We start from the raw sequence: 24054 nt of genomic DNA on the forward strand, positions 1-24054 counted from the left end.
AAATTATGAAATATAGCCTGGCTGATCCGAAATATTCCACTCATTTAGCATATTACTTTTCTACATGACAACAAATTAACGCTCTCACGATTGACTTATTCTCTAAATCTTGAAGTGCTTCGTTAATTTCTTCAAGAGCGTACTCTTTTGAAATAAGCGGTGCAATGTTTAGAGATTGGTTATTATATAAATCGGCAAACATTGGAATATCTTTATCTGGATTGCTGCCTCCACCCCAACTACCACGAATAGATTTACCTCGATGGAATGCATGTGGCTCTAATTGAATCTTTAATTCATTGCTTGGATGAGAAGCGAAAATGCATTGTCCACCTGCATCTCTCACAGATTCGAAAGCCTGCTCAATCGTCTGTGTTGTGCCACCTGCTTCAATGCTGTAGTCAACCCCAGTATTATCAGTTAATGCAAGGATTGCTGCGATGGGATCGTGGTTACTGGCATTTATTATGTCAGTTGCACCTAACTCTTTTGCAAGTTCAAGCTTCTCATCAGTGACATCAATAGCAATGAGTTTGGTTGGGTTAAATAACTTGGCGGCTAATAAAGCACTCATGCCCACTCCACCAAGGCCAAATATCGCAATGGTTTTGTTTTTTTCAGGTTTTAATTCATTGAATACTAAGCCAAGCCCTGTCGGCAATGCACAACCAAGTAACATAGCTAGCTTTTCAGGGAATTGATGAGGTAATTTTACGACTCTGTTTTCTGCGACAATACTTTGTTCTGCAAGTGTGGTCGCCCCTCCAGAGTTAATAACATAATTATCGTGGGGGTACTTCCCGCCAGGCGCATCGATACCCTGACCTTTTATCCAGCCAATAACGACTTTGTCTCCGGGTTGTACTTTAGTAACACCTAGGCCAATCGCCTCAACGATACCAACACCTTCGTGACCGAGTAAATGAGGCAAGTATTTATCTTCTCCCCTTCCTCCACTGACTTCCATTAACTGTGAATGGCATAGCCCACTATAGATTATTTTTACCTGTACTTGTCCACGATTTAACTCTGGAAGTTCAATATTTTCAATGATTTTTAGTGGTTTGCCAGTTTCAAATAATACAGCAGCTTTCATTTACATGTCCCTTAATTTTGTTTTAACATTGAGAACTCTTGTTGGGATCTCAGATAAATACTGAGCGCTCTTCGCGAGTTGTTTCTCTTGTGCCTCACAGAGTTGTTGTTCTATAGATTTTATGCAAGAGTTATTCCAAGAAAACTTTCTGCGGGTCTGAACATGAGGTAAGAATTCATTCAACATTATTAGCGTCCACTTCAATAAGGTTAACTCAAAAACAACAGCAAAATTAGCTGATTGTTCCTTTACTGTTGAGAAAATACTTAGTTCGAGCAAGTTTGGTAGATAAGATAAAGAAATTGGGATAGCTGGTTGCGCATAAAAATCACAAATAAGCTTCCACGGTGTATCTATGCCTGCGTATTCAAAGTCTATAAACGTTACTTGATGGTGTTCTTCAATGGCATTATGAAAACCAAAATCAGAAGCTGAAACACAACTTCTTTCGATAGAGAGGTGCCAGCTATCATTGGTTTGCTGTTTTAGATCATCGAGCCTTTGTTGAACCTGTGTCAAAATGTTTGTAAAAGGCGTTACATGGCGTTCTGAAACTGTTGCAGATGATAGGTTAGTGAGTCGTGTTTGTACTATTTCTATGAACCCATAAAGGGTATCAGGACTTTCGGATGCTATGTTTAAGCACTCTTTAATACCTATTATTGAGTTAGATTGAATAATAAACTGAGCAGCTTCATTAACATGCCAATCAGTGATGTTAGTGATCGGGTGCCCCTCGATAAATTGATATAAAGCCATGAGTAAGTTAGTGTCATAACAGAGCGGTTTAGATACGCGTTTTATACCGGCATTGAATAATGTTTGAGTAAATACAAACTCATTCTGCAATTTATATTGTGCAGAATGTGACGGTGCGAAGCACTTTAATAAATATATACTTTCGGGTGTTACGATCTTGCATACTTGATTATTTGCACCCGCAGAAATGGTGTGAATTTGCCAAGACGATTCATTTAAATGTTGTGTTAGGAAACGCTCAATATTAGTGTTCATCATATTTTCGAATTAAAGTCTGCCCACGTATCGATGCAGTCATACAGTGATGAGCCTTGATCAGAAAATAGTATCTTTTTACACTGTTTAGGAAATTGGTCATGCGCTAGAATTTCTTCTAGATCATCAATGAAAACATCACACTTATTCAGTTTAATTTGCTCCACCTTTTCTGACTTAGTTTCATTAAAGTAGATATCGTTAACGTTAATTGGAGCAGTCCCACATTCAGTAAACCCTTTCTCTTTTAACCAGTGCGTAGCTGCTTGATGTAAATCAGTCGGCTCGCCAATGATCGGGTATTTAGTTTTATGAGAAATAATGATGAGCTTATGGCCTTGTTGTTTTAGCTGTTTAAGCACATCTAGGCAATGCTGGTAAGCAGGTGCCAAGGTGATATGTGAACCATACACAATTCCCTGAAGTTCAGTCCATTTTGGTTCTTGATTTTGCGTAATAAAAAACTCTTTTACTTGTGTTTTTGATTGGCCTATATGCGGAGGGATCCAGCCTAACTTCCGTGCAACTTCATGAAATACTCCAGTGTAATCTGCAATGGTATTATCAAAGTCAATCCCAATAATCATAGTACATCCCTCTCAACTAATTGACTGATAATATTCTCTACTGTCAGTCCTGCTTTTTTGCGGGCGTCTTCACAGCTATGCACTTGATCAATAAAGTGGTCAGGGATGCCGAAACGATGGATTTTAGGTGCATAAGTTAATGCTGAAATGTGTTCTAAGACAGCGCTGCCAAAGCCACCATTCACATTATGCTCTTCCAGGGTGATTATGTGCTTAAAGCGTTGACTTACGGCATTTAAGTAATCAGTATCAAGGGGCTTAACGGTATGGTAACTCACTAACTCAACTGATATGCCGCGGGCCTCTAAAGAGCGATACAATGCTTGGGCTAATGGCATGATAGTACCTGTTGATAGTATTACTAATTGGGTACCGTGTTCCATCCTAAAGGCATGTCCAAACTGCAGATCAGGTTGGTTTTGGTGTACTTTAGGTTCATTCTTTTTACCAATTCTAAAATAGCACGGTTTATTTAATGCAATAAGTTGTGGCATTAATATTTCTAGCTCTTCGGCATCGGCAGGGCATACGATATTCATATTTGGCAGACTCCGCATCAATGCAATGTCTTCAAAAGAATGATGGGTGGGCCCTAAATTAGCATAAGATAGCCCTGAACCAGTGCCAACAATGATCACTGGCTGATTTTGGTATGCAATATCAATTTTAATTTGTTCAAAATTACGAGATGTCGTAAATGGGGTGATAGTATAAATAAATGGTTTATGACCCATCATGGCAGAACCGGCAGCCATAGATGCCATATTCGCTTCGGCAATACCGGCATTAATTGTACGTTCTGCAGCAAACTCTTTCAGTGGATTAAAGAGTCTGTTGCCTATGTCGGCATAATAAAGTAAGAGGCTTTCATCAACTTTTGCGAGTTCGGTTAATACACGAGCAAAGGCATTTCTCATTGTAGTCCCAGCTCCTTCTTTGCCATGATTACTTCATCAGAGTTAGGGATACGGTAATGCCAATTATTGTCATTTTCCATAAATGAAATACCTTTGCCTTTAACTGTATCTGCCACAATACAGACCGGTTTAGAAATTAGCTTTGCTTCTTTAAGCGCTGACTCTAACGCATCTGTGTCATGGCCATCGAGTCGAATTGTGTGCCAGCCAAACGCGGCCCACTTTTTTTCTAATGGTTCTAAATGCATAATTTGACAGCTTTCACCTGTGCCCTGTAATTTATTAAAATCTACAATTGCCACTAAATTATCAAGCTGTTTGCCAGCGGCAAACATTGCAGCTTCCCATACAGTTCCTTCATTGAGCTCACCATCCCCCATGAGCACATAGAAGTGATTTGGCATGTTTTGTAATTTACAGCTGAGTGCCATGCCAGTTGCTAAAGACAATGCATGGCCTAGTGAGCCAGACACTGCTTCTACACCGGCAGGGGCATTGACTCCTGGATGCTCTTCAAACCGACTATTGGTTTGCCCGTGTTCGTAAAGCGCGTCAATATCGAAAAAACCACGATAGGCCAAAGTTGTATATAGTGCACTTGCGGCATGGCCTTTCCCGAGTAAAAAATAATCTCTGTCGCGCGCATTTGGTTGCTGAGGATCTATGCGCATTATTTTCCAGTAAAGTACGCTAAGAATGTCTATTGCGGACAGGCAACTTCCTAGGTGCGGTGTTTTTGTTTTAGATGAAACATCACATAATGTGTGCCTCATTTTTGCACTGATTGCTGTGATATCCATTATGGTATGAACCAATAGAAATCACCGGTGTACCCGTGATCTTGAAAAAAGATTTTCCAGTCATCTACATGCATAATCGTTTTTGCAGTCAAAGCCCACTCTAGCATACGTTCTTTTTCTTCATCATCTCGGTATGCATCGACCGTTATGAATGATTTTCCTATACTGACCCGCTCAATCTCTTGTAAAGCAATACCACATTCTTTTTCATCGAGGTTATGGATTGTGTTAATTGACATAACAGCATCAAAGCTATTATCTTCGAATGGTAACGCTTTAGCATTACCAAGCTGCAATAAGTCTTTTACTTCTGGTTTTGCATTTTCGAGGGCATACTGTGAAATATCAAGGCCTGTCAGTGATATGTTGGGTATGTGTTGTATTAAATCATAAAGCATAAACCCTTTCGCACACCCTATATCTAACAGTGAACTATTGCTTGTTAGGTTAAAATGAGATTGAATATCAGGGACTACAGGTTGCCAAAAACGTGGCATATAGCTAAAGCCACCATACCCATAAGTACGATCACCATCAAAAAAATCTTTACCATATTGACGAGCAATGTCCCTGTCAGCTTCTGTTATTATTTTTGCTCTTCCTTTTGTGTCCCTTTTTGATTGAGGGTAATTCTTTAAAAGGTTGATTTCATTTCCTAGCATGGTTATTGACCTATAAAATATCCGCTGAATCTATAATCTTGAGTACTAAACTGTTTCAGGTAACTCTCGATAACAGTCGAGTGAATGTCAATTGTTAAATATATGTGGTGAATGTTTTCTGGAACCTCAGACGGAGAAATTATTGGGATACCATAAATTTCAGTTCCGTGTTTGCTCTGATCGGCATCAATGATAACGAGTACGTTTTTTCTACACTTCTCGATGGATAGAATATTTTGACTAAACTCACCACCCCCATAGAGGGCAAAGGGTTGCTGAGGCACACTTTTTAAAAACTTTTGAATATCTACTGCCCAGCCAATGCTCAATTCTAATAGTCTGTTAGCATAAAAGCTGTTTTTCTGTTGAGCATACCTCATTGATAACGTGGTGTATTTCTCTTGCTGAGGTAGCTTAAAGGGGTTGTTTATTGTTTTTTTTAAAACACAATACAAAAGTAAGTCTTTAAGTGGTAGTTCTTCATATTTATAAAAACTATCTAGCTCATGAAATACGCTTTGGATCCTGCCGCCATTTTTATCTTCAACAATGGCAAAGTATTCAATTTCATAGTTATTTGCAAGCGCCAATGAAAGAAATAAGTTAGGGTTGTAATTGTAAAAGCCGTGTTCAAAGAATCTAGAAAATGGTAACGAGTGTATCATGATCCCATTATGGGAGCATGCATCATGCATTGCTTTGAAACAGTTAACTTGATTTATAATATGCTCTGAGGTTCCAAAGTTGGTTACAACATCAAAGCTATCTTCTTCTTGATAATTATCATAATTTAAATCAATACTAATACTGTAGTCTTCACCACTTAAGTCGATAGCTTTATAAGTAAACCCCAAACCTTCATAAATACTTCTGGCATATATTCCTGATTTAACGGGAATATTACACTTAGAGCATTCATGAGGAGAAAGTTGAAACTCTTCGGAACGGTAAAAATTACCAAATACTTGTTGGGCCCCAAGATCTAGTACTCGAGAGTTACTGTTCGGAAAATAAGTCAATGTTTTTTCCAAGACGCTTAATGTCATTCCCATTAATATCTCCAATCGTTTATGTTTTATGAATGTACTCTAAAGGTTGTTTAGATAATACGTTCAAATTATTTGAGACCCAATTAATTGTTCTTTGTAGTCCGTTTTCGAGTTCTATTTTATCGTCCCAAGAGAGTTCGGCGCGGATTTTTTGGGTATCTAAAAGGTAAGCCGCATCTTTGCCTAATCTATCGCCAGTGACTTCACAGACCTTATCAAACGATACATCCATCATGTCACAGAGCATTTCTACAATGGCGCGAATAGTGATCATCCTTTCAGTTGAAATATGATAAATCTCGCCATTGCTCCCAGATTCACCTATCAGTTGTGTGGCATGCGATACGTCATCTATGTGAATAAACGAGCGGGTGGAGTGTCCGCCACCATGCAGGGGAAGTTTTTTCCCGAGTAATATATATAAAATAGTACGAGGTATGATTCTATAAAGTTGCTGACCTTCGCCAAAGACATTGGCAGCTCTAGTAAATACGACTGGAAAATCATAAACATCAGAAAAAGTGTGCAAACTCATATCTGCTGCTGCTCGAGATACTGCATAAGGCGTACTTGGCATATAGTTGCGATGTTCAGGCACTAAACCCTCGCAGCTGCCATATACTTCTGGTGTGGATATATGGATATATTTATCAAGCGTATCAAGTTGGCGTAGGGCATTGTGTAATTTGATGGTTGAGACTGCATTGGTCATAAACCAATGTTCAGGGTACTCCCAGCTTTGACCAACCATACTTTGTGCTGCAAAATTATATATTGTGCTTATTTTTTCTCGTTTAATAAGCGAGATAATGTCATCTAGTTGATGATTTAGGTCTAACTGTTTGAATTGTAGCGCACCCTGATAGTTAGTTTGCCATTTGTAAGGGAGTAGCGCTTCAACAGGCTCTCGAGAGCGGCTCGCTGCAATAACACGCTTATCTTGGCCTAACATATGGGCACAAAATGAAGCCCCAGAAAAGGAGTTACTACCAAGTACTAAAATGGGGGAATTACTCATGTTTTAACTCCAAGTATAGCGCTTTCATCAATATGTGGCCTAAGATAACCTGAGTATCTTCAGAAATTTGCATATCTTGTATATCGAAGTGAAATGGTTGGTCGAGTAGGGTTTTAGCTTTGCCACCGTCAAACCCGAGAATACCGACAGTTGCCATACCAATTTTATTTGCTTGTGAAATTGCGTTAATAATATTTTGCGAATTTCCACTTCCAGACAACACAAGTAAAATATCATGTTGCTCGGCTTTAACTTTGAGCTGATGGGAGAAAATGTTGTCGTAACCGATATCGTTACCTAGACATGAAAGTATCGAGCTATTAGCTGGTAAGGCCTCAACTTTTAATGCATTACCTTGCGGATTGATGCCAAATGTAAAATCGTTTGCAAGATGAATTGCATTGGCTGCACTTCCTCCGTTACCACATAAATAAAGAGTACCGCGCTTTTCGCGCATATTTAGGAGTGTGTCAACGAATAGTGAAAGGGCGTCTGTATCTAGTTGTCTTAATGTTTCCGTCAGAGCATTGACATAGGTAGTAGTTAGGTGTTTCAGATTGTTTCTGGGCCCAGTCATAAAACTTCCTGTTGCATCCATTTTAGGTTATGAAAACGGGGGTGATCTGCTAGATCTCCGTTACTATAGGCTTGTGCTATTTCATCTATTGCGTGAGCAACGGTTTTTGTTGGTTTGAACCCTGCGGAAAGTAATTTGTCAGAGTTTACTCTATAGCAGCGTGGATCATTTGATGGTGTAACTATAATTTCACAATCAACTTTTTCTTTGACTCTGTTTGCAATATCTAAGATTGAAATATTTTCAAACCCTGCATTGAACACGCCTTGTGTTTTGTCTGGCTGTTCTAACATATAAATATATAAATCGGTAATATCATCAATATGGATATTTGGTCGGACTTGCTTGCCACCAAAAACAGTAATTTTTTTATTTTGTAAGGCTTGCATTGTTAGCATATTAACAGATACATCCAGACGCATGCGAGAAGACAAGCCACATACGGTTGCTGGGCGAACAATCTGAACAGCCATATCATTTGCGTAGCTTAATAGTACCCGTTCGGCGACCATTTTAGTTTTGTTATATTCTGATATTGGTTCTAGCGATAGGTCTTCAGTGACATGCTGTTCATCTTTAACGCCATACACACTGCCAGAAGATGCGTAAATAAATTGCTTTATGCCATGGCGTTTGGCTTTATCTGCAAGCTGCATTGTAGCCAGTGCACTGACTTCCCATGTGAGCTTTGGGTTCAAATCTCCACACGGATCGTTAGCAATAGAAGCGAGGTGGATAATAGCATCGACGTTTTCTAAATTAATATTTTGGGTATCTCGAACATCGCCTTTGATTACAGTTAGGTTACTGTGGTTGGGGAGAAAATTTCCAAACCACTGAGTGTCTAGAGCGATAACGCGATAGCCTTTATCAAGTAGTTTGGGAACTAGGACGGTGCCTTTATAACCAGTTGCACCTGTAACGAGTACTGTTTTAGAATTCATTATATTTTCTCAAAATTATTATGCATAGAGCCTACAGTCGTGATAATTAACATACAACATCAAGCGTTTTACACAGCTTTTTGTTCAACATGTTTATTTATATCGTACAGTTCGGGCTTTTTCTTTAGCATTTTAAGTAATTCAGGATATGAAAAGTTGAGGGAATCGCCAAATGCCTTATATATAGCAACAATCGCCAAATAGTCATCAGGTTCATCAAGGGTAAGTCTGTAGTCGCTATAGTCCTCTTGAGCACCAAAAGTGTAAGTTGACATTGAGCTAAATTTTGCCATACCAAGAGTAACATGTTCACGATCTGCGGCTGACGAAGCTTGATTATGTGTACGCTCGAGTAATTGAAAGGAGAATGCACAGCAATCAAGGCCGCGTGGGAAACCGCTATGTGGCCCTAAATTGACCATATCGTATTCGAGTTGAAGTTTTTTTGAAATAACTTGAGTGCATAACTCTTGATCAATGAGGGGGCAGTCACTAGTGAGCCTAACTATTGTTGTGCTTTCAGTTGCACCATAGTGTTTAGCTGCATCGTAATAGCGACCCAAGACATCTTTAGTGTCACCTTCAAAAGTGCGAATGTTCAATTTATTACATAAATCTAGAATAGGTCGTTCACTGCCATCATTTGTGGTTGCGACAATAATGTACTTATGCCAATCAGATAACCTTTCGACCATTACTTGAAGCACCGGTTTTCCGCATAAAGGGAGCATGACCTTTTCTGGTAATCTGGTTGATGTCATTCTTGCTTGAATGATTATCATAACATTCGACATGACTTAGACTTGTGATAATTATCATTGAGTTCAATATAGCAAATCATTAAACTGTTTCACACAGTAAATAGTGTTTAACCTATTATAGAACAAGGTAATGTTTCATTTATTGAGCAATGTTTTAAGTTAAGGCACAAAGATTGCAGCCGGTTTGGTCATAAATTATATAAGAAGAGGAATGCCCGTGACATTTAAATCTGAGGTTTCTATTGATGGGAGAAAAATTGGTCCCGGACACCCTGTTTATATTATTGCAGAGATGTCTGCAAATCATGGACAAGATTTAGAACAAGCAAAAGCCATAGTGATTGCCGCTAAAGAAGCCGGTGCGGATGCGATAAAGTTACAAACGTATCGCGCAGATACACTCACCATGAAATGTGATTTACCACATTTCTATATAGATCAAGGCCCGTGGCAAGGACAATACCTTTACGACTTGTATGAGGGAGCCTACATGCCTTGGGATTTCCATAAACCATTAATTGAACTCGCGAATAAAATTGGAATTACTATATTTTCATCGCCCTTTGATGCCAGTGCTGTCGACTTGTTAGAGTCACTTGGTTCGCCAGCCTATAAAATTGCTTCCCCAGAGTTAATCGATCACGAATTGATCCGAAAGGTGGCTAAAACAGGTAAGCCAGTCATTATGTCAACGGGTGGCGCTACGCTAAACGAGATTGCAGAAGCCGTTCAAGTGGCAGAGCAGGCGGGTGTAACAGAGTTATGTGTTTTAAAATGCACGAGTACCTACCCAGCGCCAGCAGAGTCAATTAACTTAAAGACCATTCCCCATCTTGCGCAGAGCTTTCAGTGCCCGGTTGGACTTTCTGATCATACACTAGGTAATGACGTGCCAATTGCTTCTGTTGGTTTTGGTGTACATATGATAGAAAAGCACTTTGTATTAAGTAAAGACCATGAAACGGCTGATAGCTTCTTTTCAATGACACCAAGCGAATTAAAGTCTCTAGTGCATGGTGTTCGACAAGTAGAAAAAGCCATAGGAACGGTCTGTTATCCAACTAAACCGTCTCCATACCGACGATGTTTATATACAGCATGTGACGTTGCAGCTGGAGCTAAACTTGATAGGAGCAATGTAATAAACATGCGACCTGGTGGTGGAGAACTTGCTCCGAAGGATTTACCAAATATCATAGGAAGAACTACGGCACATTTTTTACCCAAAGGTACTCAATTGAGTTGGAATGATATTACATAGGTGGGCGTGTTATGAATAAAGAGCAGTTATTATTGTTTTTCTCTGAGTTTTTAATGGCCCGAGGGATTGAATGTTCAGGTGAAAGGTTATTATGTTTTAATTTTGTAGCCTCTGGTCTACTAGATTCATTTGAAATCTTATCGATGATAATGGAGTTGGAATTAGTATCGGGAATAAAACTAACACCGTTACAGTTAGTCGATGAGAAAAATGCAACGGTTTCAGGGCTTATTTCTACTATTTTAGAGTCCCTATGAATATTATCGCAAGAATTTCTACATGCGCAGGGATTGGGCATTTAATGCGCATGAAGTGGTTATTGCACGAATTCACAGTGAGGCACTATAAACTTACATTGATATTAGATGAAAGTTCAGTTGATGTTAGTTATTTGCTGAGCGGTTTGACCTGTGAACAGCACTATGTGGTTACGAATAGCGCACATGACTTAGAGTTACTCATATCCCTCACAGCCTCTGAAAAGCCTGACTTTATATTTATCGATCACTATGAGCTTGGTTATGAATATGAACTCGCACTGCAATCTTTCGGCGGTAAGGTTGTTGTTTTTGATGACTTAGCTAGAGCGCATTACTGTGACTATCTTTTTGATGCTAAATGGCAAGGAAGTGATACGTATACTAGATATAACACTCAAGTTCCTGAGTTTACTGAAGTACATCAAGGGCCTGACTTTGCTTTGTTGGCTCCGGATTATTTAAAAATTGATGGTGAAGCAGTAATTGAGCGTGAGGTAAAACACATTCTATTGTCTCTTGGTGGAGGAGGGGACCTAAGATTATTTGCAGCTTTGGTAAGTGCTATTCCAAAAGAGTTTCTGAAAAAGCTACATATTTCGGTTGTTGTTGGGCCTCAAGCTCAGTACAAGGGTCAATTACATGCAATTTGTAAAAACACCCCTGAATTAACATTGCTTGACGCTCCCTTATCGTTGGTTGAGTACTATGCATCGAGTGATTTATTTATTGGTGCACTAGGTACATCTTTATATGAGCTCGCTGTATTAAAGGTGCCCAGCATCACGTTTTCAATTGCTGAAAACCAACACAACTCTTTGTCTCATTTAGAAGCATTTGGCCATTTTTTACACCTTGATAACATTGGTTTATTGCAAATTTCGAAATTAGGTGAAAAGTTAGCATTAATAGTAAATGCGTTACCTAGACTGGTTAAGATGAGAGAGCAAAGCACATTATTAGTTGATGGAGCGGGTGTACAGCGAGTTGCCAATATATTAACCGGCATTAAGTATCAGCCCAGTGTAGGGCCACTGCAAAGCTACGTTCACGAGTATCAATGGTTATCAAGCTCCATATCGGTTAGGCCTGTGTTTGATGGGGATGTTAATGATTACTTAGCTGCTAGAAATAAACCTAATAATGCGAAAAGAATGACGGTAACAGAACCAATCGACCGATTAACGCATTATCTATGGTGGTTTAATAATAATCGAAATTCATATGTCGTCGAACAAAATGGAAAAGTCATCGCGTATGTTTGGCATCAAATATATCAATGTGATGGTGCAGAATACCTTTACGGAGGTTGGTTTACCGACGGTGAGGAAGTGCCTTTTAATATTGCAATGCTGATTTTACAGTGGCAGTTAGATTTTTGTGGCGAGCTTCACCCTAAAGCTTATTGGGTAGCGGTGATCCACAAAGATAATAAGTTTGTGAACCTATTAAATCGTTACATGGGGTTTATTGAATCTCCCATAGGCTCTTCTTTTCACACTGTAACACAAAACCTTTTTCCGAAAGCTGACAAACAGTTTAACTTTGTAATGCGATACCCTGATGAATAAACTAAATATATATCAATTAGTAGCAGAGCACCGTTGCAAGACACCAAATAAAGTGGCCTGTATATATCAAGATAAAACAGTCACCTATAAAGAACTCTTAAATAAGGTAGATCACTTAGCAAGTGGTATGTGGCAGAGTGGGATACGTGAACAAAGTAAAATAGCGCTGTTTTGCCCTAATAATATTGAGTTTGTTTTATGTTTACTAGCGACATCGAAAGTAGGTGCTGCAATAGTACCATTGCCATTAACAATGAAAGGAGATGCGTTAGAGGCAGCGTTAAAAAGTGCTCAGTGTGATTTCGTATTTGCGTGGCCAACGGTTGCAAAAGCGGTGGCTGACTTAGAGTGCATATCATCAGAGCGTATTGTTACCATCGGAAGGGGGCCTGTGACAAAATTAACGCTTGAGCAGCTATGTGCGCTACATTTAATTAATGTACCTATGGGACCCAGCGAGAACCCTTATATTTTGACGATGACCTCTGGCTCTACGGGTCAACCTAAGCCTATCGTTTTCACGCAAATTACTAAAATCAATCGTGCATTTAAAGCGACTATTGACTATTACAACCTGTCTAAGGATGAGGTTGTTTTGGTTTCAACACCCCTTTACCACTCGTTAGCACAGCGAAGTTTGTTAATGCCGCTAATGTTAGGGGCTACAGTGGTCATATTACCTAAGTTCACTGTTCAGGCATGGTTGCACGCGATAGAAACTTATCAAGTCAGCTTTTTATTTGCGGTGTCTAGTCAATTAAAAGCATTGATAGAGCGACTGCAAGACCTAGATCTACAAAGTTTAAGATGTATTGTTTCTTCATCTGCGACGTTAGATGCGGAAGATAAGCTAAAGTTGCTGAAAGTTTTGAAGTGTCGTTTTCATGAATGTTACGGTGCTTCAGAAGTGGGAGTTATTAGCGATTTTGATATCACAGAAGTAGGAGTGCCATTAAAAAGCGTTGGTAAGCCACTGCCTAGCGTAAAAGTTAAAATATGTTCGGTAGATCGAGAAGAGGTAGTTTGCGGAGAAATCGGAGAGATAGCATGTCATTCTGATACTGAATTTGTCGGGTACTTTAATCAAGCTGAACAAACTGCTAATAGCTATGACATTCAAGGATATTTTTATACCGGTGACCTAGGCTTTTTGGATGAAAGAGGTTATCTGTATTATGTTGGACGTACAAAAGAAGTTATCAAATCTGGTGGTATCAATGTATTTCCCAGCGATATTGAGTTGATTGCTAATCAAATACCATGGTTAGATGAATGTGCTGCATTAGGTGTTGAAGATACTCAGTTTGGCGAAGTAATCTTAGTGGCGTACACCAAAAAACATGACGCACCCGAAGATACACAAACCCAGTTAAAACTGCATTTTTTAGCACAGTTAACAGATTATCAGCAACCAAGGTTACTGCTAGAATTAGACCATTTACCGAAAACCGAGATGGGGAAAATCCATAAGCCCACTATCAAACACATTTATCACACTCAAGCTTATTGATAAGCTCAATAAGCTCAATAAGCTCAATAAGCTCAATAAGCTCAATAAGCTAATCGCTATATAGATTCCCATTTTTGACTGAGCGACGAGCGCCTAGCTGCTGAAAAGAGCTTTAATCCAGCATTGGCATGCTCAAGCCCAAAAATGTAGGGTGATTTTTGTACAGTGTGATTTTTGTAGCTGAATAAGTTATCTGCAATATCACTGTACAAATTAGCAAATGCTTCAACAAAGCCGGTAGGGTGCCCAGGTTTCATGCGATTGTATCTAAATTGATCTGCATATTCACATTGGCCAGCCCTATCTAAAATTTCACGCCGCCCGTCATTGTAGTTTAACTCCAACTCATCAGGGTTTAGTTGAAACCATTTTGCACTGCCTTTATCACCATAGGCCCTAACTTGTAAACCATTTCTGTGGCCTATTGCTGTTTTAGACATCCACATACTTCCTTTGATGCCTGAAGGGTACTTTAGTAACATTTGTACGTCATCAACGATGTTTGGGTATTGTGAGTGATTACTAAATTCTGCAATTGCCGCACTTGGTTCTTCATCAAGTAAAAAGCTCGATAAATGATGTAAATGTACACCTAAGTCTAAGCATATCGTAGGCACCTCTGAATCTTGTAAACGCCATGCTTGGGGGCTAGCTGATTTCCCAGCAATGTCGGGTGGTCTTCTAAATCCTTCTTGTGGCATTTCTAAATGAATCTTTTGAATACACCCTAATTTTCCTTGGCTAATTAGATGCTTTAGTTCTCTCACCATAGCATAGCCACTGTAATTGAATGTAACAGCTAAGAATTGTTCTTTGCTATAAAAAGGCCGTAGGGCTTCAATTTCTTTTGGATCACATACCATCGCTTTTTCACAAATCACAGGGACTTGTTTGCTAAATAAATATTGTAGTACTTCTAGGTGGTGAGGCGTTGGGGTTAATATGACAAAGGCATCGACTTTATCACACTCTTTTTCTACCATTTCTTGCCAATCTAAATATGTCCTCTCTGGCGCTATGCCCCACTGTTGCGCGGTTTTATGATTGTTCTCTTGGGAACGGCAAAATGCGCCAGCAACCACTTGAAATTTATTGTCCATATGAGCTGCACAAAAATGCACATACCCAACAGCTGACGTATTTCCCCCGCCAATAAATGCCAGTTTGAGTGATGGGCGGATATTTAGCATAAAATCCTCTGCGGTAAGTAGGTTAAAGAATAAATCGTCAACGGAAAGGAAAACTTTAGCTTAATATATCATGGACTGTTTTAACCACGTATTGAACTTGCTCAATAGTTAACTCAGGATACAATGGCAACGTGACCGCACCGTCATAGTAGCGTTCTGCATTGGGGTAGTCTCCAGGTTCAAACCCCAAAGCTTGGTAGTAGGGCTGCAAGTGAATAGGGATATAATGTACATGGCCCATAATGTTTTGTGATCTAAGCTGAGTTACTAATTCACGATGCTTGGTTTTACACTGCTCCTTGAGTTGAATCACGAAAAGGTGATAAGCAGAGTAGGTTCCTTCCACTTGAAAAAGAGGTGTTACCAGTGTGTGATTAAGCAGGTCAATATATAAGCCAGCAAGTTGGTGGCGCTTTTTGATAAATTGATCGACTTTTTGTAATTGATTTAAGCCCAGTGCTGCATGTATATCTGACATACGGTAATTGAAACCGAGACTGACTTGTTGGTAGTACCAAGGTCCGTGAGAGGGCTCCGTCATTTCAGCATCAATAGCAGTAACACCATGACTACGCAACAATTGCATTTTTCTTGCAAGTTCAGGGTCGTTTGTGGTTGCCATACCGCCTTCAGCAGAGGTAATAATTTTGACTGGGTGAAAACTAAATACACATATATCAGAGTACTGACAGTTGCCTACAGGTTTATTTTGATACTTTGCACCTATGGCATGAGAGGCATCTTCGATTATTGAAAAGCCATACTCTAATGAGAGCTCATATATCCGCTTCATTTCACAAGACTGCCCCGCTAAGTGGACGGGTATAATGACTTTTGGTAGTTGCTCATTTTTTTTGGCAATAATGAGCTTTCTTTCAAGCTCTATTGTGCACATATTACCTGTGGCTTGGTTTATGTCTACAAAGTCAACGGTAGCACCGCAATATAATGCACAATTACTACTGGCTACAAATGATATGGGTGAGGTCCATACTAAGTCACCGACAGCTACATTTAATGCCAAGCAAGCGATATGCAATGCTGAAGTCGCACTGTTCACAGCGATAGCATTCTTAGAACCTGTATAATCTACCACAGCTTTCTCAAACTGAGGGACTTTTGGACCCTGTGTTAGCCAGTCTGAGTTGAGTACATCTATTACAGCATCAATGTCAGTTTGATCGATGGACTGCTTACCATAGGGGATCATACAAGGGCCTGAGAGTTAAATGCTTTGATCTGCTCAATTGTCATATAATCCAAGTTATCGCGAGAGTTGTATTCAAATCCAGGGGCTACTTTTTGACCTTTTTCATTCAGTGCATTCACATCGAAATGATTGCTTCTACTACTGAATTTAATGCCTGGTGCAATCACGAAGTGATCATTATATTCGTAGGTTTCAAAGCAAAGATCAGCAGGGCACATCACTTCATGTAGTTTCTCACCTGGTCTGATCCCTACCACTTTTTGAGGGATATTAGGTGCCATTGCGGTAGCTAAATCAGTAATACGGATAGAAGGTATTTTGGGAACAAATATTTCTCCCCCCAACATTCTCTCAAAGTTCTTTAAAACAAAGTCAACGCCCTGCTGTAAACTAATCCAAAATCGGGTCATATCTTCATGGGTGATGGGGATATGGTCTTTACCTTCATCAACAAGCTTTTGAAATATTGGAACAACCGACCCTCGAGAGCATACTACGTTACCATAACGAACAACTGCAAATGTCGTGTTATGGCCACCTGCAATGTTATTTGCCGCGATGAATAGTTTATCTGATGCTAATTTAGTCGCGCCATACAAGTTTATTGGATTTGCCGCTTTGTCTGTCGATAAAGCAATGACTTTAGAAACATTATTATCTAGTGCCGCTTCTATAACATTCTCTGCACCGTTTATATTTGTTTTAATGCATTCCATGGGATTATATTCAGCTGCAGGCACTTGCTTAAGCGCTGCAGCATGGATGACATAATCAACCCCACGCATAGCACGGCGAAGTCTATCTTTATCTCTGACATCACCAATAAAATAGCGCATGCATGAATGATTGTAGTCTTGTTGCATTTCGAACTGTTTGAGCTCGTCGCGTGAAAATACGATGATTTTTTTGGGTTTGTACCGAGCGAGTAGAGTCTTAACGTACTTTTTGCCGAAAGACCCAGTACCACCAGTAATTAAGATAGTTTTGTTATCAAACATATGATCACCTAGTTCAAGTGCATCTAATACTTTACAGATACATACAACAAGTTGTGCAGTTGCCGTAGCAATACACTAGAAACAATTTAATTGTCAGTACTTTATAATACTTCTCATCATTTTGCAGTAATTATGCCAAGGACGTTGCAATAAAAGATGGTACAAGGTGACTTTTTTCGCAAGTAAGGTTAGTATTTGTACTATTAATATGGATGCAATAGCACCTGACGGGGAGGGGTTATGAAAATTCAATCACCAAGCTTTAATGCGTTTAATCGCACTGAGCAAGTTGGCAATAAGTTAAATCAACAGCTTGCTACTGGTCAAAAGGTGAATTCTGCGGCGGATGACGCGGCAGCATTACAGATAATCAATCGATTGAACTCTCAGCAAGAGGGTTACAATCAGTCCGTACGAAATGCATATGATGGGATTTCATACTCCCAGACAGCGGATTCGGCCTTATCGGGTGTGAATGATGCTGTTTCGCGAATTAGAGAATTATCGATTCAGTCAGGTAATGGCGCATTAACTGATTCAGACCGACAGGCTCTGCAAGATGAAGTATCTCAATTGCAAACTCAAATTACAGAGACGTTTGAAAATACTACGTTTGGTGGAAAATCTTTGTTTAGCGGTGATGAAACCAGCTTTCAGGTGGGCCCTGATGCAAATTCAACACAAAACATTACGCCAACCGATGGCAGCTTTGCAAGTGCGATAGCAAGTGTTGATATTTCTACACAGGCTGGCGCTCAGGCTGCAATTGATGTTGCCGATACGGCGGCTAAAGAGTTAAATACGCAACGAACGCAATTAGGTGCTTTTGAGAATACTTTAAACAGTACAATTCGTGGTTTAGGCACGCAAAAAGAAAATATTGCGGCGAGCCAAAGTAGAATTCAAGATACTGATTATGCGCAAGCAATATCAGAGCAAACAGCGAATGATATTTTGTCTCAAGCATCGATTGCATTGCGTGGTCAAGCAAATCAATCTGCGTCATCGGTACTTGGCCTATTATAGGCACAAAAAACCTAATCTAATCAATAAGTATTGATTTAGAGCATACTAAGTGGCAGTTTTTTGGCGATGTTGTCAAAATTTTGCCACTTAGGTATTGCATCCCTCGTTAACTGCCTTACAATCTTAACTTTACACTATCGCCTTGAAAGTGAGACTCGTTAAGATGGTTTTGATCCTCGATAATAATAATAGCCGGGCACACAGCTTATGTGCTTCATTGAATTTTGTTGGTCAATCATCGCGAGTTGTTGAAGGGGTGACATTATCACAAGGTCAAAAGTTAGGCTCAGATAATATTGTTGTACTTGGTGCTTTAACTGAACTTGATCATGAAAAAATTATAAAATCCTACCCAGCTACGCCTTTTTTGTTGGTGGGTGAGACATTAAAACCTCTCTTAAGTTTAGCGAATGTTATTGGTTTAATCACAGAGCCTTTTAGCCATGATATTACCATGCAATTATTGCATGATAGTCAGCAGTATTTACGTATGCTGCCTGGTCAATCGGATAAAACCAGTGGTAAAGCGTTTGATGGGCTTGTGGGGGAAACCGATGCAGTTAAACAGGTTCGATTCTTAATTTCTCAAGTGGCTAAAACAGATGCCAATGTGCTGATATTAGGCGAGTCAGGTACAGGTAAAGAAGTTGTCGCTCGCAATGTCCATCTTTTATCAAAACGTAACAATGGCCCGTTTGTGCCTGTCAATTGCGGTGCTATCCCTGGCGAGTTACTTGAAAGTGAACTCTTTGGTCATGAAAAGGGGGCGTTTACAGGTGCTATTTCCGCAAGGAAAGGGCGATTTGAGCTGGCACAAGGTGGTACGCTGTTTCTCGACGAAATAGGTGACATGCCGCTACAAATGCAGGTTAAGTTATTAAGGGTATTACAAGAGCGCAGTTATGAGCGAGTCGGTGGTACAAAAGCAATACAAGCTGATGTACGAGTTATTGCTGCTACGCACAGAAACCTAGAAGATATGATTGAATCAGGTAAATTCCGTGAAGATTTGTACTATCGCTTGAATGTATTTCCGATTGAAAACCCCTCATTACATGAACGCTCAGACGATATTCCGCTTTTGTTAAAAGAGCTGATGCGCCGTGTGAATGAACAAAGTGGCACGGGTGCGAAATTTACAGAACGCGCTATTGAAAGTTTAAAAGCACATGTGTGGCCAGGTAATATTCGTGAATTAGCAAACTTAGTCGAACGTATGGTTATTATGTTTCCAGAAAAAGTGGTTGATGTAACTGATTTACCAAATAAATATCGACATATCGAAGTAGATGCATTTGAGCCAGAATACCCTGAAGAATTGCGTGAAAAAGATGCGTTTAATGAATTATTCAGTGAAGGCTTTAGTGACTATGACGAGGAGTTAGACTCAGAATTTCAACCAATGGAGCAATCAGTTGGAAGCTTACCTGAAGAAGGGATTGAGCTTAAGGAATATCTGGCTGAACTTGAGGTAAATTTAATCACGCAAGCATTGGAGCGGTATGACTATATCGTAGCACGTGCAGCTGAGATACTTGGCGTACGCCGCACGACATTAGTTGAAAAAATGAAAAAATATAACTTAAATAAAGATTAAATAAGTTAAGTAACCGAGCGAGTTGCTACAAGGGTTTAGGTCACGCGTTCTTTTATATCGATATACTGCCAGTCATTTAGAATTTCCTGTTTCCTGAAACACGCATTATCATGGTCATTGACCATGCCAGATGCTTGCATATGGGCATATACCGTCGTAGGTCCTAGAAACTTGAATCCACGCTTTTTTAAATCTTTAGCGAAGCGTACACTCACTTCGCTGGTGGCAGGGTAGTCCTCTTTACTCTTAATATTATTAACAGCGATCTGATAATCTACAAACTGCCACTGATAGCGGGAAAAACTTCCAAACTCACCTTGAATCTTTATAAATGCCTGGGCGTTATTAATTGTCGCAAGTATCTTTAATTTGTTTCTGACAATATCTGTGTTATCCATGAGGCGGCTTACGTCGCAAGCGGTCATTTTAGCAACGTCTTTGACGTTAAACTGGTGAAATGCTTTTTTATAACCTTGGCGTTTTTTTAAAATCGTATACCAACTTAGGCCTGCCTGTGCCGACTCTAGTGTAATAAACTCAAAGAGTGTTTGGTCATCAAACACTGGAACTCCCCATTCATTATCATGATAAGCAACATAGTCAGGTTTTGTCGGGTCAAGCCATAAACAGCGAGTACACATAAATGAATCTCATAAATTAACTAAGCATATAAGGTGAGATTACCATTAAAACTCATGAGTGCCTAAATGCTGTTCTTGGGGTCAACTAATTACGTACATCGTGCGCTTATTGTGATCCACTCTCTCTGGGTATTGAATTGAGGTGTATTTACTGCTGAATAGGTGCTGTTACTGGCTGTTATAAAGCAGGTTACCTTGGGCAATATTAATACGAAATACGAGGGCTTATTGTCGTCAGTCAAAAAAATGTCACGCGTTATTTTACGCTAATAGTATGAAAAAAAAGGAAAATAAAAGTGGCATGATGTGTGCTTTATTCACTTCAGTAATTTTTATTTGAGAGTTTTTATTATGGCTTTAGCGCATATATTAAACCCGAGTTTTTCACCTGCTACGCAATATAACCCTTGCCTGTTACAAGAGGCATATGTAGGAGAGTTGAGCGACCTTCGCCAACAAGCAAGTTGGTTAAGCCACTTAGTTGACACGATGCCTGCGGGCGTTGTGGTCTTAGATGGTCAAGGAATGATAGCTAAAGCCAATCAAATTGCGATAGACATGCTCGGAGAGCCCTTAGAAGGTGAGAAGTGGTTCAATATTATTCAGCGGTCTTTTTGTCCACAACAAGATGATGGACATGAAGTGTCACTCAAAGATGGGCGGCTTATTAAGTTGGATATTTCGGCGCTAACGCCTGAGCCAGGCCAACTTATCTTGATGACTGATCTAACTGAAACAAGACAGCTTCAATCTAGAATGGCACATATGCAACGGCTCAGTGCCTTGGGTAAAATGGTTGCGTCTTTGGCTCACCAAGTACGAACACCTTTGTCTGCAGCCATGCTCTATGCTGCTAATCTGGGCAGTAATAAAATGCTGGGTTCAGCCAGAATTCGCTTTCACGAAAAATTAATGTCGCGACTCAAAGATCTGGAGTCTCAAGTCAACGATATGTTGCTATTTGCAAAAAGTGGCGAAGAACAAGTGGTTGAAAGTGTATCAATGCAGCAGTTACTTACGGAAGTAAAAGCAGGCTCAGATGCCATGGTCACTATGCATGATAGTGTACTAGAAGTAATTCTACCAGAACCTGATATTGCCGTGATTGGTAATAAAACGGCTTTAGCGGGAGCAATTCAGAACTTGATCCACAACAGTGTGCAAATTATTGGAGAGCATGCGCATGTTGTTGTATGTGCTGAACGTGATGTGGAGACTGAACGAGTGCGGATCTCGGTATCTGACAATGGCCCGGGAATTGATGAATCGATGAAGGGGAAACTATTTGAACCTTTCTTCACGACTAAAACACAAGGTACAGGCCTTGGACTTGCAGTTGTTAACTCGGTTGCTAATTCTCATAAGGGATCAGTAGAGGTATGTAACCTCATTAGTGGTGGTGCACAATTTAGTTTGTTGTTGCCAATTTCATTTGCTATGGAACAATTGGAGGCTGTATGAGTCATTCTATTTTAGTGGTTGAAGATGATGCCGGTTTACGTGAGGCGTTACTCGACACATTACAGTTAGCAGGCCTTGAGTGCGTAGAGGCGTCGAATGCCGAAGAGGCTGTTATGCTCCTAAAAAAGCAGAGCTTTTCTTTAGTTGTGAGCGATGTTCAAATGGGAGCAATGAGCGGTATAGATTTACTGCGAACCATTAAGCTAAATTACCCCGATTTGCCAGTATTGATGATGACAGCGTATGCGACGATAGACGATGCTGTCGAAGCAATGAGGTTAGGCGCTATTGATTATATGGCGAAGCCCTTTGCCCCTGAAGTGCTTTTAAATATGGTAAGTCGCTATATGCCAGAAAAAGCAAAAGAAACAGACGGGCCCATTGTTGCTGATCCACAAAGTATTCAATTATTAGAGTTAGCTGCGAAAGTGGCTAAATCTGATGCAAGTGTAATGGTATTAGGGCCAAGTGGATCAGGTAAAGAAGTACTCGCACGCTATATTCACGATAAGTCAGACCGTGTCGACGCACCTTTTGTTGCCATTAACTGTGCTGCAATTCCTGAAAACATGCTTGAAGCAACGCTATTCGGTTATGAGAAAGGGGCTTTTACAGGGGCTATCCAAGCTTGTCCGGGTAAATTTGAGCAAGCACAAAATGGCACTATTCTACTTGATGAAATCACAGAGATGGAACTGGGTTTACAGGCTAAATTATTGCGCGTGTTACAAGAGCGTGAAGTAGAAAGGCTCGGCGGGCGAAAAACCATTGAATTAAATGTAAGAGTACTTGCTACAAGTAACCGAGATTTAAAAGAAGCCGTCGCAAAAGGCACATTTAGAGAAGATTTATATTATCGCTTAAATGTGTTTCCACTTATGTGGAAGCCTTTGCAGCAGCGTCCGGGTGATATTATTGTTTTGGCCGAACATTTGGTAGCGCGTCATTGTGCCAAATCCACTCAGATCACGCCAGTTCTGAGTAGCGAAGCAAAAGCGAAGTTGTTAGCACATAGCTGGCCTGGTAATGTGCGTGAGTTAGATAATGTGGTGCAAAGAGCGCTCATATTATTGCAAGGCAACGCAATATCAGAGCAAGATATATTTATCGAAAATACAGAAACCTTTGATGTTGCAGAGCCGGTCAACGTAAATAGTACTGAGACGGTAGAACTAGATTTGCAGCTAGAAACAACAGTAGACTCATATGCGCAAAATCAAGGTACTGATTACAAAAGTGAGCTGCAAGACAAAGAACATCAAATTATTTTAGACACCCTTTCACGTTATCAAGGCAAGCGTAAAGATGTTGCTGAGGTACTTGGTATGAGCCCTCGAACACTTCGATATAAACTAGCCAAAATGCGTGATTTAGGCATTGCGTTACCAGCGTAACTAAACCTTTACCTTCCTTAGTTATAAGAGCCAGCACTGTCTGGCTCTTAGGCTGTCAATAATGTGACACAACAAATTACACATAACCCATTGTATTTATAGTGTTATTTATTGGCATGATTAATGCTTTATCTCTATGTAACAAATTTACAGGATCAGCATTATGAACATTCAACCTAACGCTTTATATCAAGAAATGCAGTCACTCGCGGTTGAGGCGACTCGCAATAAACCCGACACCATTGTACCAACGCAAACTGCTGCAACGTCGTCAGCGCAATTTGGTGATTTATTATCAGATGCAATTAATACTGTAAGTGGCTTGCAAAAAGATGCAAAATCAAAAGTAACGGCGCTCGAAATGGGTGATCGTAGTGTATCATTATCACAAGTGATGATAGCTTCTCAGAAATCTTCAGTGGCATTTGAAGCAACAGTGCAGGTTCGCAATAAGCTTGTTGAATCGTATAAAGAAATCATGAGTATGCCAGTTTAATTATATTGGGTAGTGGA

Annotated in this window: 24 protein-coding genes; 9 read left to right on the top strand and 15 right to left on the bottom strand. The window is 39.9% G+C overall.

Going from position 1 to position 24054, the window contains the following annotated elements:
• Window positions 1-52 precede the first annotated feature (52 nt).
• The 11 genes from BGP78_RS13150 to BGP78_RS13200 form a co-directional block, all read right to left on the bottom strand.
• Window positions 53-1096 (bottom strand): zinc-binding dehydrogenase, encoded by a 1044-nt coding sequence (locus tag BGP78_RS13150; protein ID WP_119861798.1) that lies wholly within the window; start codon window positions 1094-1096, stop codon window positions 53-55.
• Entirely contained in the window at window positions 1097-2113 is a 1017-nt protein-coding gene (locus BGP78_RS13155) for a phosphotransferase (RefSeq protein WP_119861799.1), read from the bottom strand.
• Window positions 2110-2697, bottom strand: coding sequence for an HAD family hydrolase (locus BGP78_RS13160; protein WP_119861800.1), 588 nt, complete (start codon window positions 2695-2697; stop codon window positions 2110-2112). The genes BGP78_RS13155 and BGP78_RS13160 overlap by 4 nt, the downstream gene beginning before the upstream one ends.
• A complete protein-coding gene (locus tag BGP78_RS13165; RefSeq protein WP_119861801.1) occupies window positions 2694-3614 on the bottom strand; it encodes a transketolase family protein in 921 nt (306 codons plus the stop codon). Before BGP78_RS13165 ends, BGP78_RS13160 begins: the two co-directional genes overlap by 4 nt.
• Window positions 3611-4414: a transketolase gene (locus tag BGP78_RS13170; RefSeq protein ID WP_259386308.1), complete on the bottom strand. Its 804-nt coding sequence runs from the start codon at window positions 4412-4414 to the stop codon at window positions 3611-3613. Before BGP78_RS13170 ends, BGP78_RS13165 begins: the two co-directional genes overlap by 4 nt.
• Complete coding sequence (locus BGP78_RS13175; RefSeq protein ID WP_119861802.1) at window positions 4414-5076, bottom strand: class I SAM-dependent methyltransferase; 663 nt, start codon at window positions 5074-5076, stop codon at window positions 4414-4416. Before BGP78_RS13175 ends, BGP78_RS13170 begins: the two co-directional genes overlap by 1 nt.
• Before the next feature lie 2 nt (window positions 5077-5078).
• The gene (locus tag BGP78_RS13180) at window positions 5079-6128 is read right to left on the bottom strand and encodes a methyltransferase domain-containing protein (protein ID WP_119861803.1); all 1050 of its coding nucleotides are present in this window, start codon (window positions 6126-6128) and stop codon (window positions 5079-5081) included.
• A 16-nt stretch (window positions 6129-6144) separates the two neighbouring features.
• Complete coding sequence (locus BGP78_RS13185; protein WP_119861804.1) at window positions 6145-7143, bottom strand: GDP-mannose 4,6-dehydratase; 999 nt, start codon at window positions 7141-7143, stop codon at window positions 6145-6147.
• A complete protein-coding gene (locus BGP78_RS13190; protein WP_182912285.1) occupies window positions 7136-7720 on the bottom strand; it encodes an SIS domain-containing protein in 585 nt (194 codons plus the stop codon). Before BGP78_RS13190 ends, BGP78_RS13185 begins: the two co-directional genes overlap by 8 nt.
• On the bottom strand, window positions 7717-8664 hold the full coding sequence (locus BGP78_RS13195; protein ID WP_119861806.1) for an NAD(P)-dependent oxidoreductase: 948 nt from the start codon (window positions 8662-8664) through the stop codon (window positions 7717-7719). Before BGP78_RS13195 ends, BGP78_RS13190 begins: the two co-directional genes overlap by 4 nt.
• Window positions 8665-8732: 68 nt before the next feature.
• The gene (locus BGP78_RS13200) at window positions 8733-9446 is read right to left on the bottom strand and encodes a glycosyltransferase family protein (RefSeq protein ID WP_259386310.1); all 714 of its coding nucleotides are present in this window, start codon (window positions 9444-9446) and stop codon (window positions 8733-8735) included.
• A gap of 190 nt (window positions 9447-9636) precedes the next feature.
• On the opposite strand from BGP78_RS13200, the gene pseI reads away from it, so the two are divergent.
• From pseI to BGP78_RS13220, 4 genes are read left to right on the top strand one after another with little or no spacing between them, the layout of a single operon-like run.
• Window positions 9637-10686, top strand: a complete 1050-nt coding sequence (pseI, locus tag BGP78_RS13205) for a pseudaminic acid synthase (protein WP_404936046.1) — start codon at window positions 9637-9639, stop codon at window positions 10684-10686.
• Window positions 10687-10697: 11 nt separating this feature from the next.
• On the top strand, window positions 10698-10943 hold the full coding sequence (locus tag BGP78_RS13210; protein ID WP_119861808.1) for a hypothetical protein: 246 nt from the start codon (window positions 10698-10700) through the stop codon (window positions 10941-10943).
• Window positions 10940-12514 (top strand): hypothetical protein, encoded by a 1575-nt coding sequence (locus BGP78_RS13215; protein WP_119861809.1) that lies wholly within the window; start codon window positions 10940-10942, stop codon window positions 12512-12514. Before BGP78_RS13210 ends, BGP78_RS13215 begins: the two co-directional genes overlap by 4 nt.
• Window positions 12507-14024 (top strand): class I adenylate-forming enzyme family protein, encoded by a 1518-nt coding sequence (locus tag BGP78_RS13220; protein ID WP_119861810.1) that lies wholly within the window; start codon window positions 12507-12509, stop codon window positions 14022-14024. The genes BGP78_RS13215 and BGP78_RS13220 overlap by 8 nt, the downstream gene beginning before the upstream one ends.
• A gap of 56 nt (window positions 14025-14080) precedes the next feature.
• On the opposite strand, the gene BGP78_RS13225 is transcribed toward BGP78_RS13220, so the two are convergent.
• From BGP78_RS13225 to pseB, 3 genes are read right to left on the bottom strand one after another with little or no spacing between them, the layout of a single operon-like run.
• On the bottom strand, window positions 14081-15214 hold the full coding sequence (locus tag BGP78_RS13225) for a Gfo/Idh/MocA family protein (RefSeq protein ID WP_119861811.1): 1134 nt from the start codon (window positions 15212-15214) through the stop codon (window positions 14081-14083).
• A 55-nt stretch (window positions 15215-15269) separates the two neighbouring features.
• A complete protein-coding gene (pseC, locus tag BGP78_RS13230; RefSeq protein ID WP_119861812.1) occupies window positions 15270-16424 on the bottom strand; it encodes a UDP-4-amino-4,6-dideoxy-N-acetyl-beta-L-altrosamine transaminase in 1155 nt (384 codons plus the stop codon).
• Window positions 16421-17422: a UDP-N-acetylglucosamine 4,6-dehydratase (inverting) gene (pseB, locus tag BGP78_RS13235; RefSeq protein ID WP_119861813.1), complete on the bottom strand. Its 1002-nt coding sequence runs from the start codon at window positions 17420-17422 to the stop codon at window positions 16421-16423. The genes pseC and pseB overlap by 4 nt, the downstream gene beginning before the upstream one ends.
• 240 nt (window positions 17423-17662) lie before the next feature.
• Between pseB and BGP78_RS13240 the strand changes: the two genes are divergently transcribed.
• Window positions 17663-18448, top strand: coding sequence for a flagellin (locus BGP78_RS13240; RefSeq protein WP_119861814.1), 786 nt, complete (start codon window positions 17663-17665; stop codon window positions 18446-18448).
• 163 nt (window positions 18449-18611) lie between these two features.
• Window positions 18612-20045: a sigma-54 dependent transcriptional regulator gene (locus tag BGP78_RS13245; protein WP_119861815.1), complete on the top strand. Its 1434-nt coding sequence runs from the start codon at window positions 18612-18614 to the stop codon at window positions 20043-20045.
• Between the two features lie 35 nt (window positions 20046-20080).
• On the opposite strand, the gene BGP78_RS13250 is transcribed toward BGP78_RS13245, so the two are convergent.
• Window positions 20081-20686: a DNA-3-methyladenine glycosylase I gene (locus tag BGP78_RS13250; RefSeq protein ID WP_119861816.1), complete on the bottom strand. Its 606-nt coding sequence runs from the start codon at window positions 20684-20686 to the stop codon at window positions 20081-20083.
• Between the two features lie 351 nt (window positions 20687-21037).
• On the opposite strand from BGP78_RS13250, the gene BGP78_RS13255 reads away from it, so the two are divergent.
• The 3 genes from BGP78_RS13255 (at window position 21038) to fliE (ending at window position 24037) form a co-directional block, all read left to right on the top strand.
• Window positions 21038-22147: a PAS domain-containing sensor histidine kinase gene (locus tag BGP78_RS13255; protein WP_119861817.1), complete on the top strand. Its 1110-nt coding sequence runs from the start codon at window positions 21038-21040 to the stop codon at window positions 22145-22147.
• Window positions 22144-23541, top strand: a complete 1398-nt coding sequence (locus BGP78_RS13260; protein ID WP_119861818.1) for a sigma-54 dependent transcriptional regulator — start codon at window positions 22144-22146, stop codon at window positions 23539-23541. Before BGP78_RS13255 ends, BGP78_RS13260 begins: the two co-directional genes overlap by 4 nt.
• Before the next feature lie 163 nt (window positions 23542-23704).
• Window positions 23705-24037: a flagellar hook-basal body complex protein FliE gene (gene fliE, locus BGP78_RS13265; protein WP_119861819.1), complete on the top strand. Its 333-nt coding sequence runs from the start codon at window positions 23705-23707 to the stop codon at window positions 24035-24037.
• Window positions 24038-24054 lie beyond the last annotated feature (17 nt).

Source organism: Pseudoalteromonas sp. MSK9-3, assembly GCF_003590335.1.
Taxonomy (GTDB): domain Bacteria; phylum Pseudomonadota; class Gammaproteobacteria; order Enterobacterales; family Alteromonadaceae; genus Pseudoalteromonas.

Coding starts and splice junctions, on each gene's coding strand:
- BGP78_RS13150 (WP_119861798.1), bottom strand. CDS start 1,096: ATGAAAGCTGCTGTATTATTTGAAACTGGCAAACCACTAAAAATCATT.
- BGP78_RS13155 (WP_119861799.1), bottom strand. CDS start 2,113: ATGATGAACACTAATATTGAGCGTTTCCTAACACAACATTTAAATGAA.
- BGP78_RS13160 (WP_119861800.1), bottom strand. CDS start 2,697: ATGATTATTGGGATTGACTTTGATAATACCATTGCAGATTACACTGGA.
- BGP78_RS13165 (WP_119861801.1), bottom strand. CDS start 3,614: ATGAGAAATGCCTTTGCTCGTGTATTAACCGAACTCGCAAAAGTTGAT.
- BGP78_RS13170 (WP_259386308.1), bottom strand. CDS start 4,414: ATGGATATCACAGCAATCAGTGCAAAAATGAGGCACACATTATGTGAT.
- BGP78_RS13175 (WP_119861802.1), bottom strand. CDS start 5,076: ATGCTAGGAAATGAAATCAACCTTTTAAAGAATTACCCTCAATCAAAA.
- BGP78_RS13180 (WP_119861803.1), bottom strand. CDS start 6,128: ATGGGAATGACATTAAGCGTCTTGGAAAAAACATTGACTTATTTTCCG.
- BGP78_RS13185 (WP_119861804.1), bottom strand. CDS start 7,143: ATGAGTAATTCCCCCATTTTAGTACTTGGTAGTAACTCCTTTTCTGGG.
- BGP78_RS13190 (WP_182912285.1), bottom strand. CDS start 7,720: ATGACTGGGCCCAGAAACAATCTGAAACACCTAACTACTACCTATGTC.
- BGP78_RS13195 (WP_119861806.1), bottom strand. CDS start 8,664: ATGAATTCTAAAACAGTACTCGTTACAGGTGCAACTGGTTATAAAGGC.
- BGP78_RS13200 (WP_259386310.1), bottom strand. CDS start 9,446: ATGATAATCATTCAAGCAAGAATGACATCAACCAGATTACCAGAAAAG.
- pseI (WP_404936046.1), top strand. CDS start 9,637: ATGCCCGTGACATTTAAATCTGAGGTTTCTATTGATGGGAGAAAAATT.
- BGP78_RS13210 (WP_119861808.1), top strand. CDS start 10,698: ATGAATAAAGAGCAGTTATTATTGTTTTTCTCTGAGTTTTTAATGGCC.
- BGP78_RS13215 (WP_119861809.1), top strand. CDS start 10,940: ATGAATATTATCGCAAGAATTTCTACATGCGCAGGGATTGGGCATTTA.
- BGP78_RS13220 (WP_119861810.1), top strand. CDS start 12,507: ATGAATAAACTAAATATATATCAATTAGTAGCAGAGCACCGTTGCAAG.
- BGP78_RS13225 (WP_119861811.1), bottom strand. CDS start 15,214: ATGCTAAATATCCGCCCATCACTCAAACTGGCATTTATTGGCGGGGGA.
- pseC (WP_119861812.1), bottom strand. CDS start 16,424: ATGATCCCCTATGGTAAGCAGTCCATCGATCAAACTGACATTGATGCT.
- pseB (WP_119861813.1), bottom strand. CDS start 17,422: ATGTTTGATAACAAAACTATCTTAATTACTGGTGGTACTGGGTCTTTC.
- BGP78_RS13240 (WP_119861814.1), top strand. CDS start 17,663: ATGAAAATTCAATCACCAAGCTTTAATGCGTTTAATCGCACTGAGCAA.
- BGP78_RS13245 (WP_119861815.1), top strand. CDS start 18,612: ATGGTTTTGATCCTCGATAATAATAATAGCCGGGCACACAGCTTATGT.
- BGP78_RS13250 (WP_119861816.1), bottom strand. CDS start 20,686: ATGTGTACTCGCTGTTTATGGCTTGACCCGACAAAACCTGACTATGTT.
- BGP78_RS13255 (WP_119861817.1), top strand. CDS start 21,038: ATGGCTTTAGCGCATATATTAAACCCGAGTTTTTCACCTGCTACGCAA.
- BGP78_RS13260 (WP_119861818.1), top strand. CDS start 22,144: ATGAGTCATTCTATTTTAGTGGTTGAAGATGATGCCGGTTTACGTGAG.
- fliE (WP_119861819.1), top strand. CDS start 23,705: ATGAACATTCAACCTAACGCTTTATATCAAGAAATGCAGTCACTCGCG.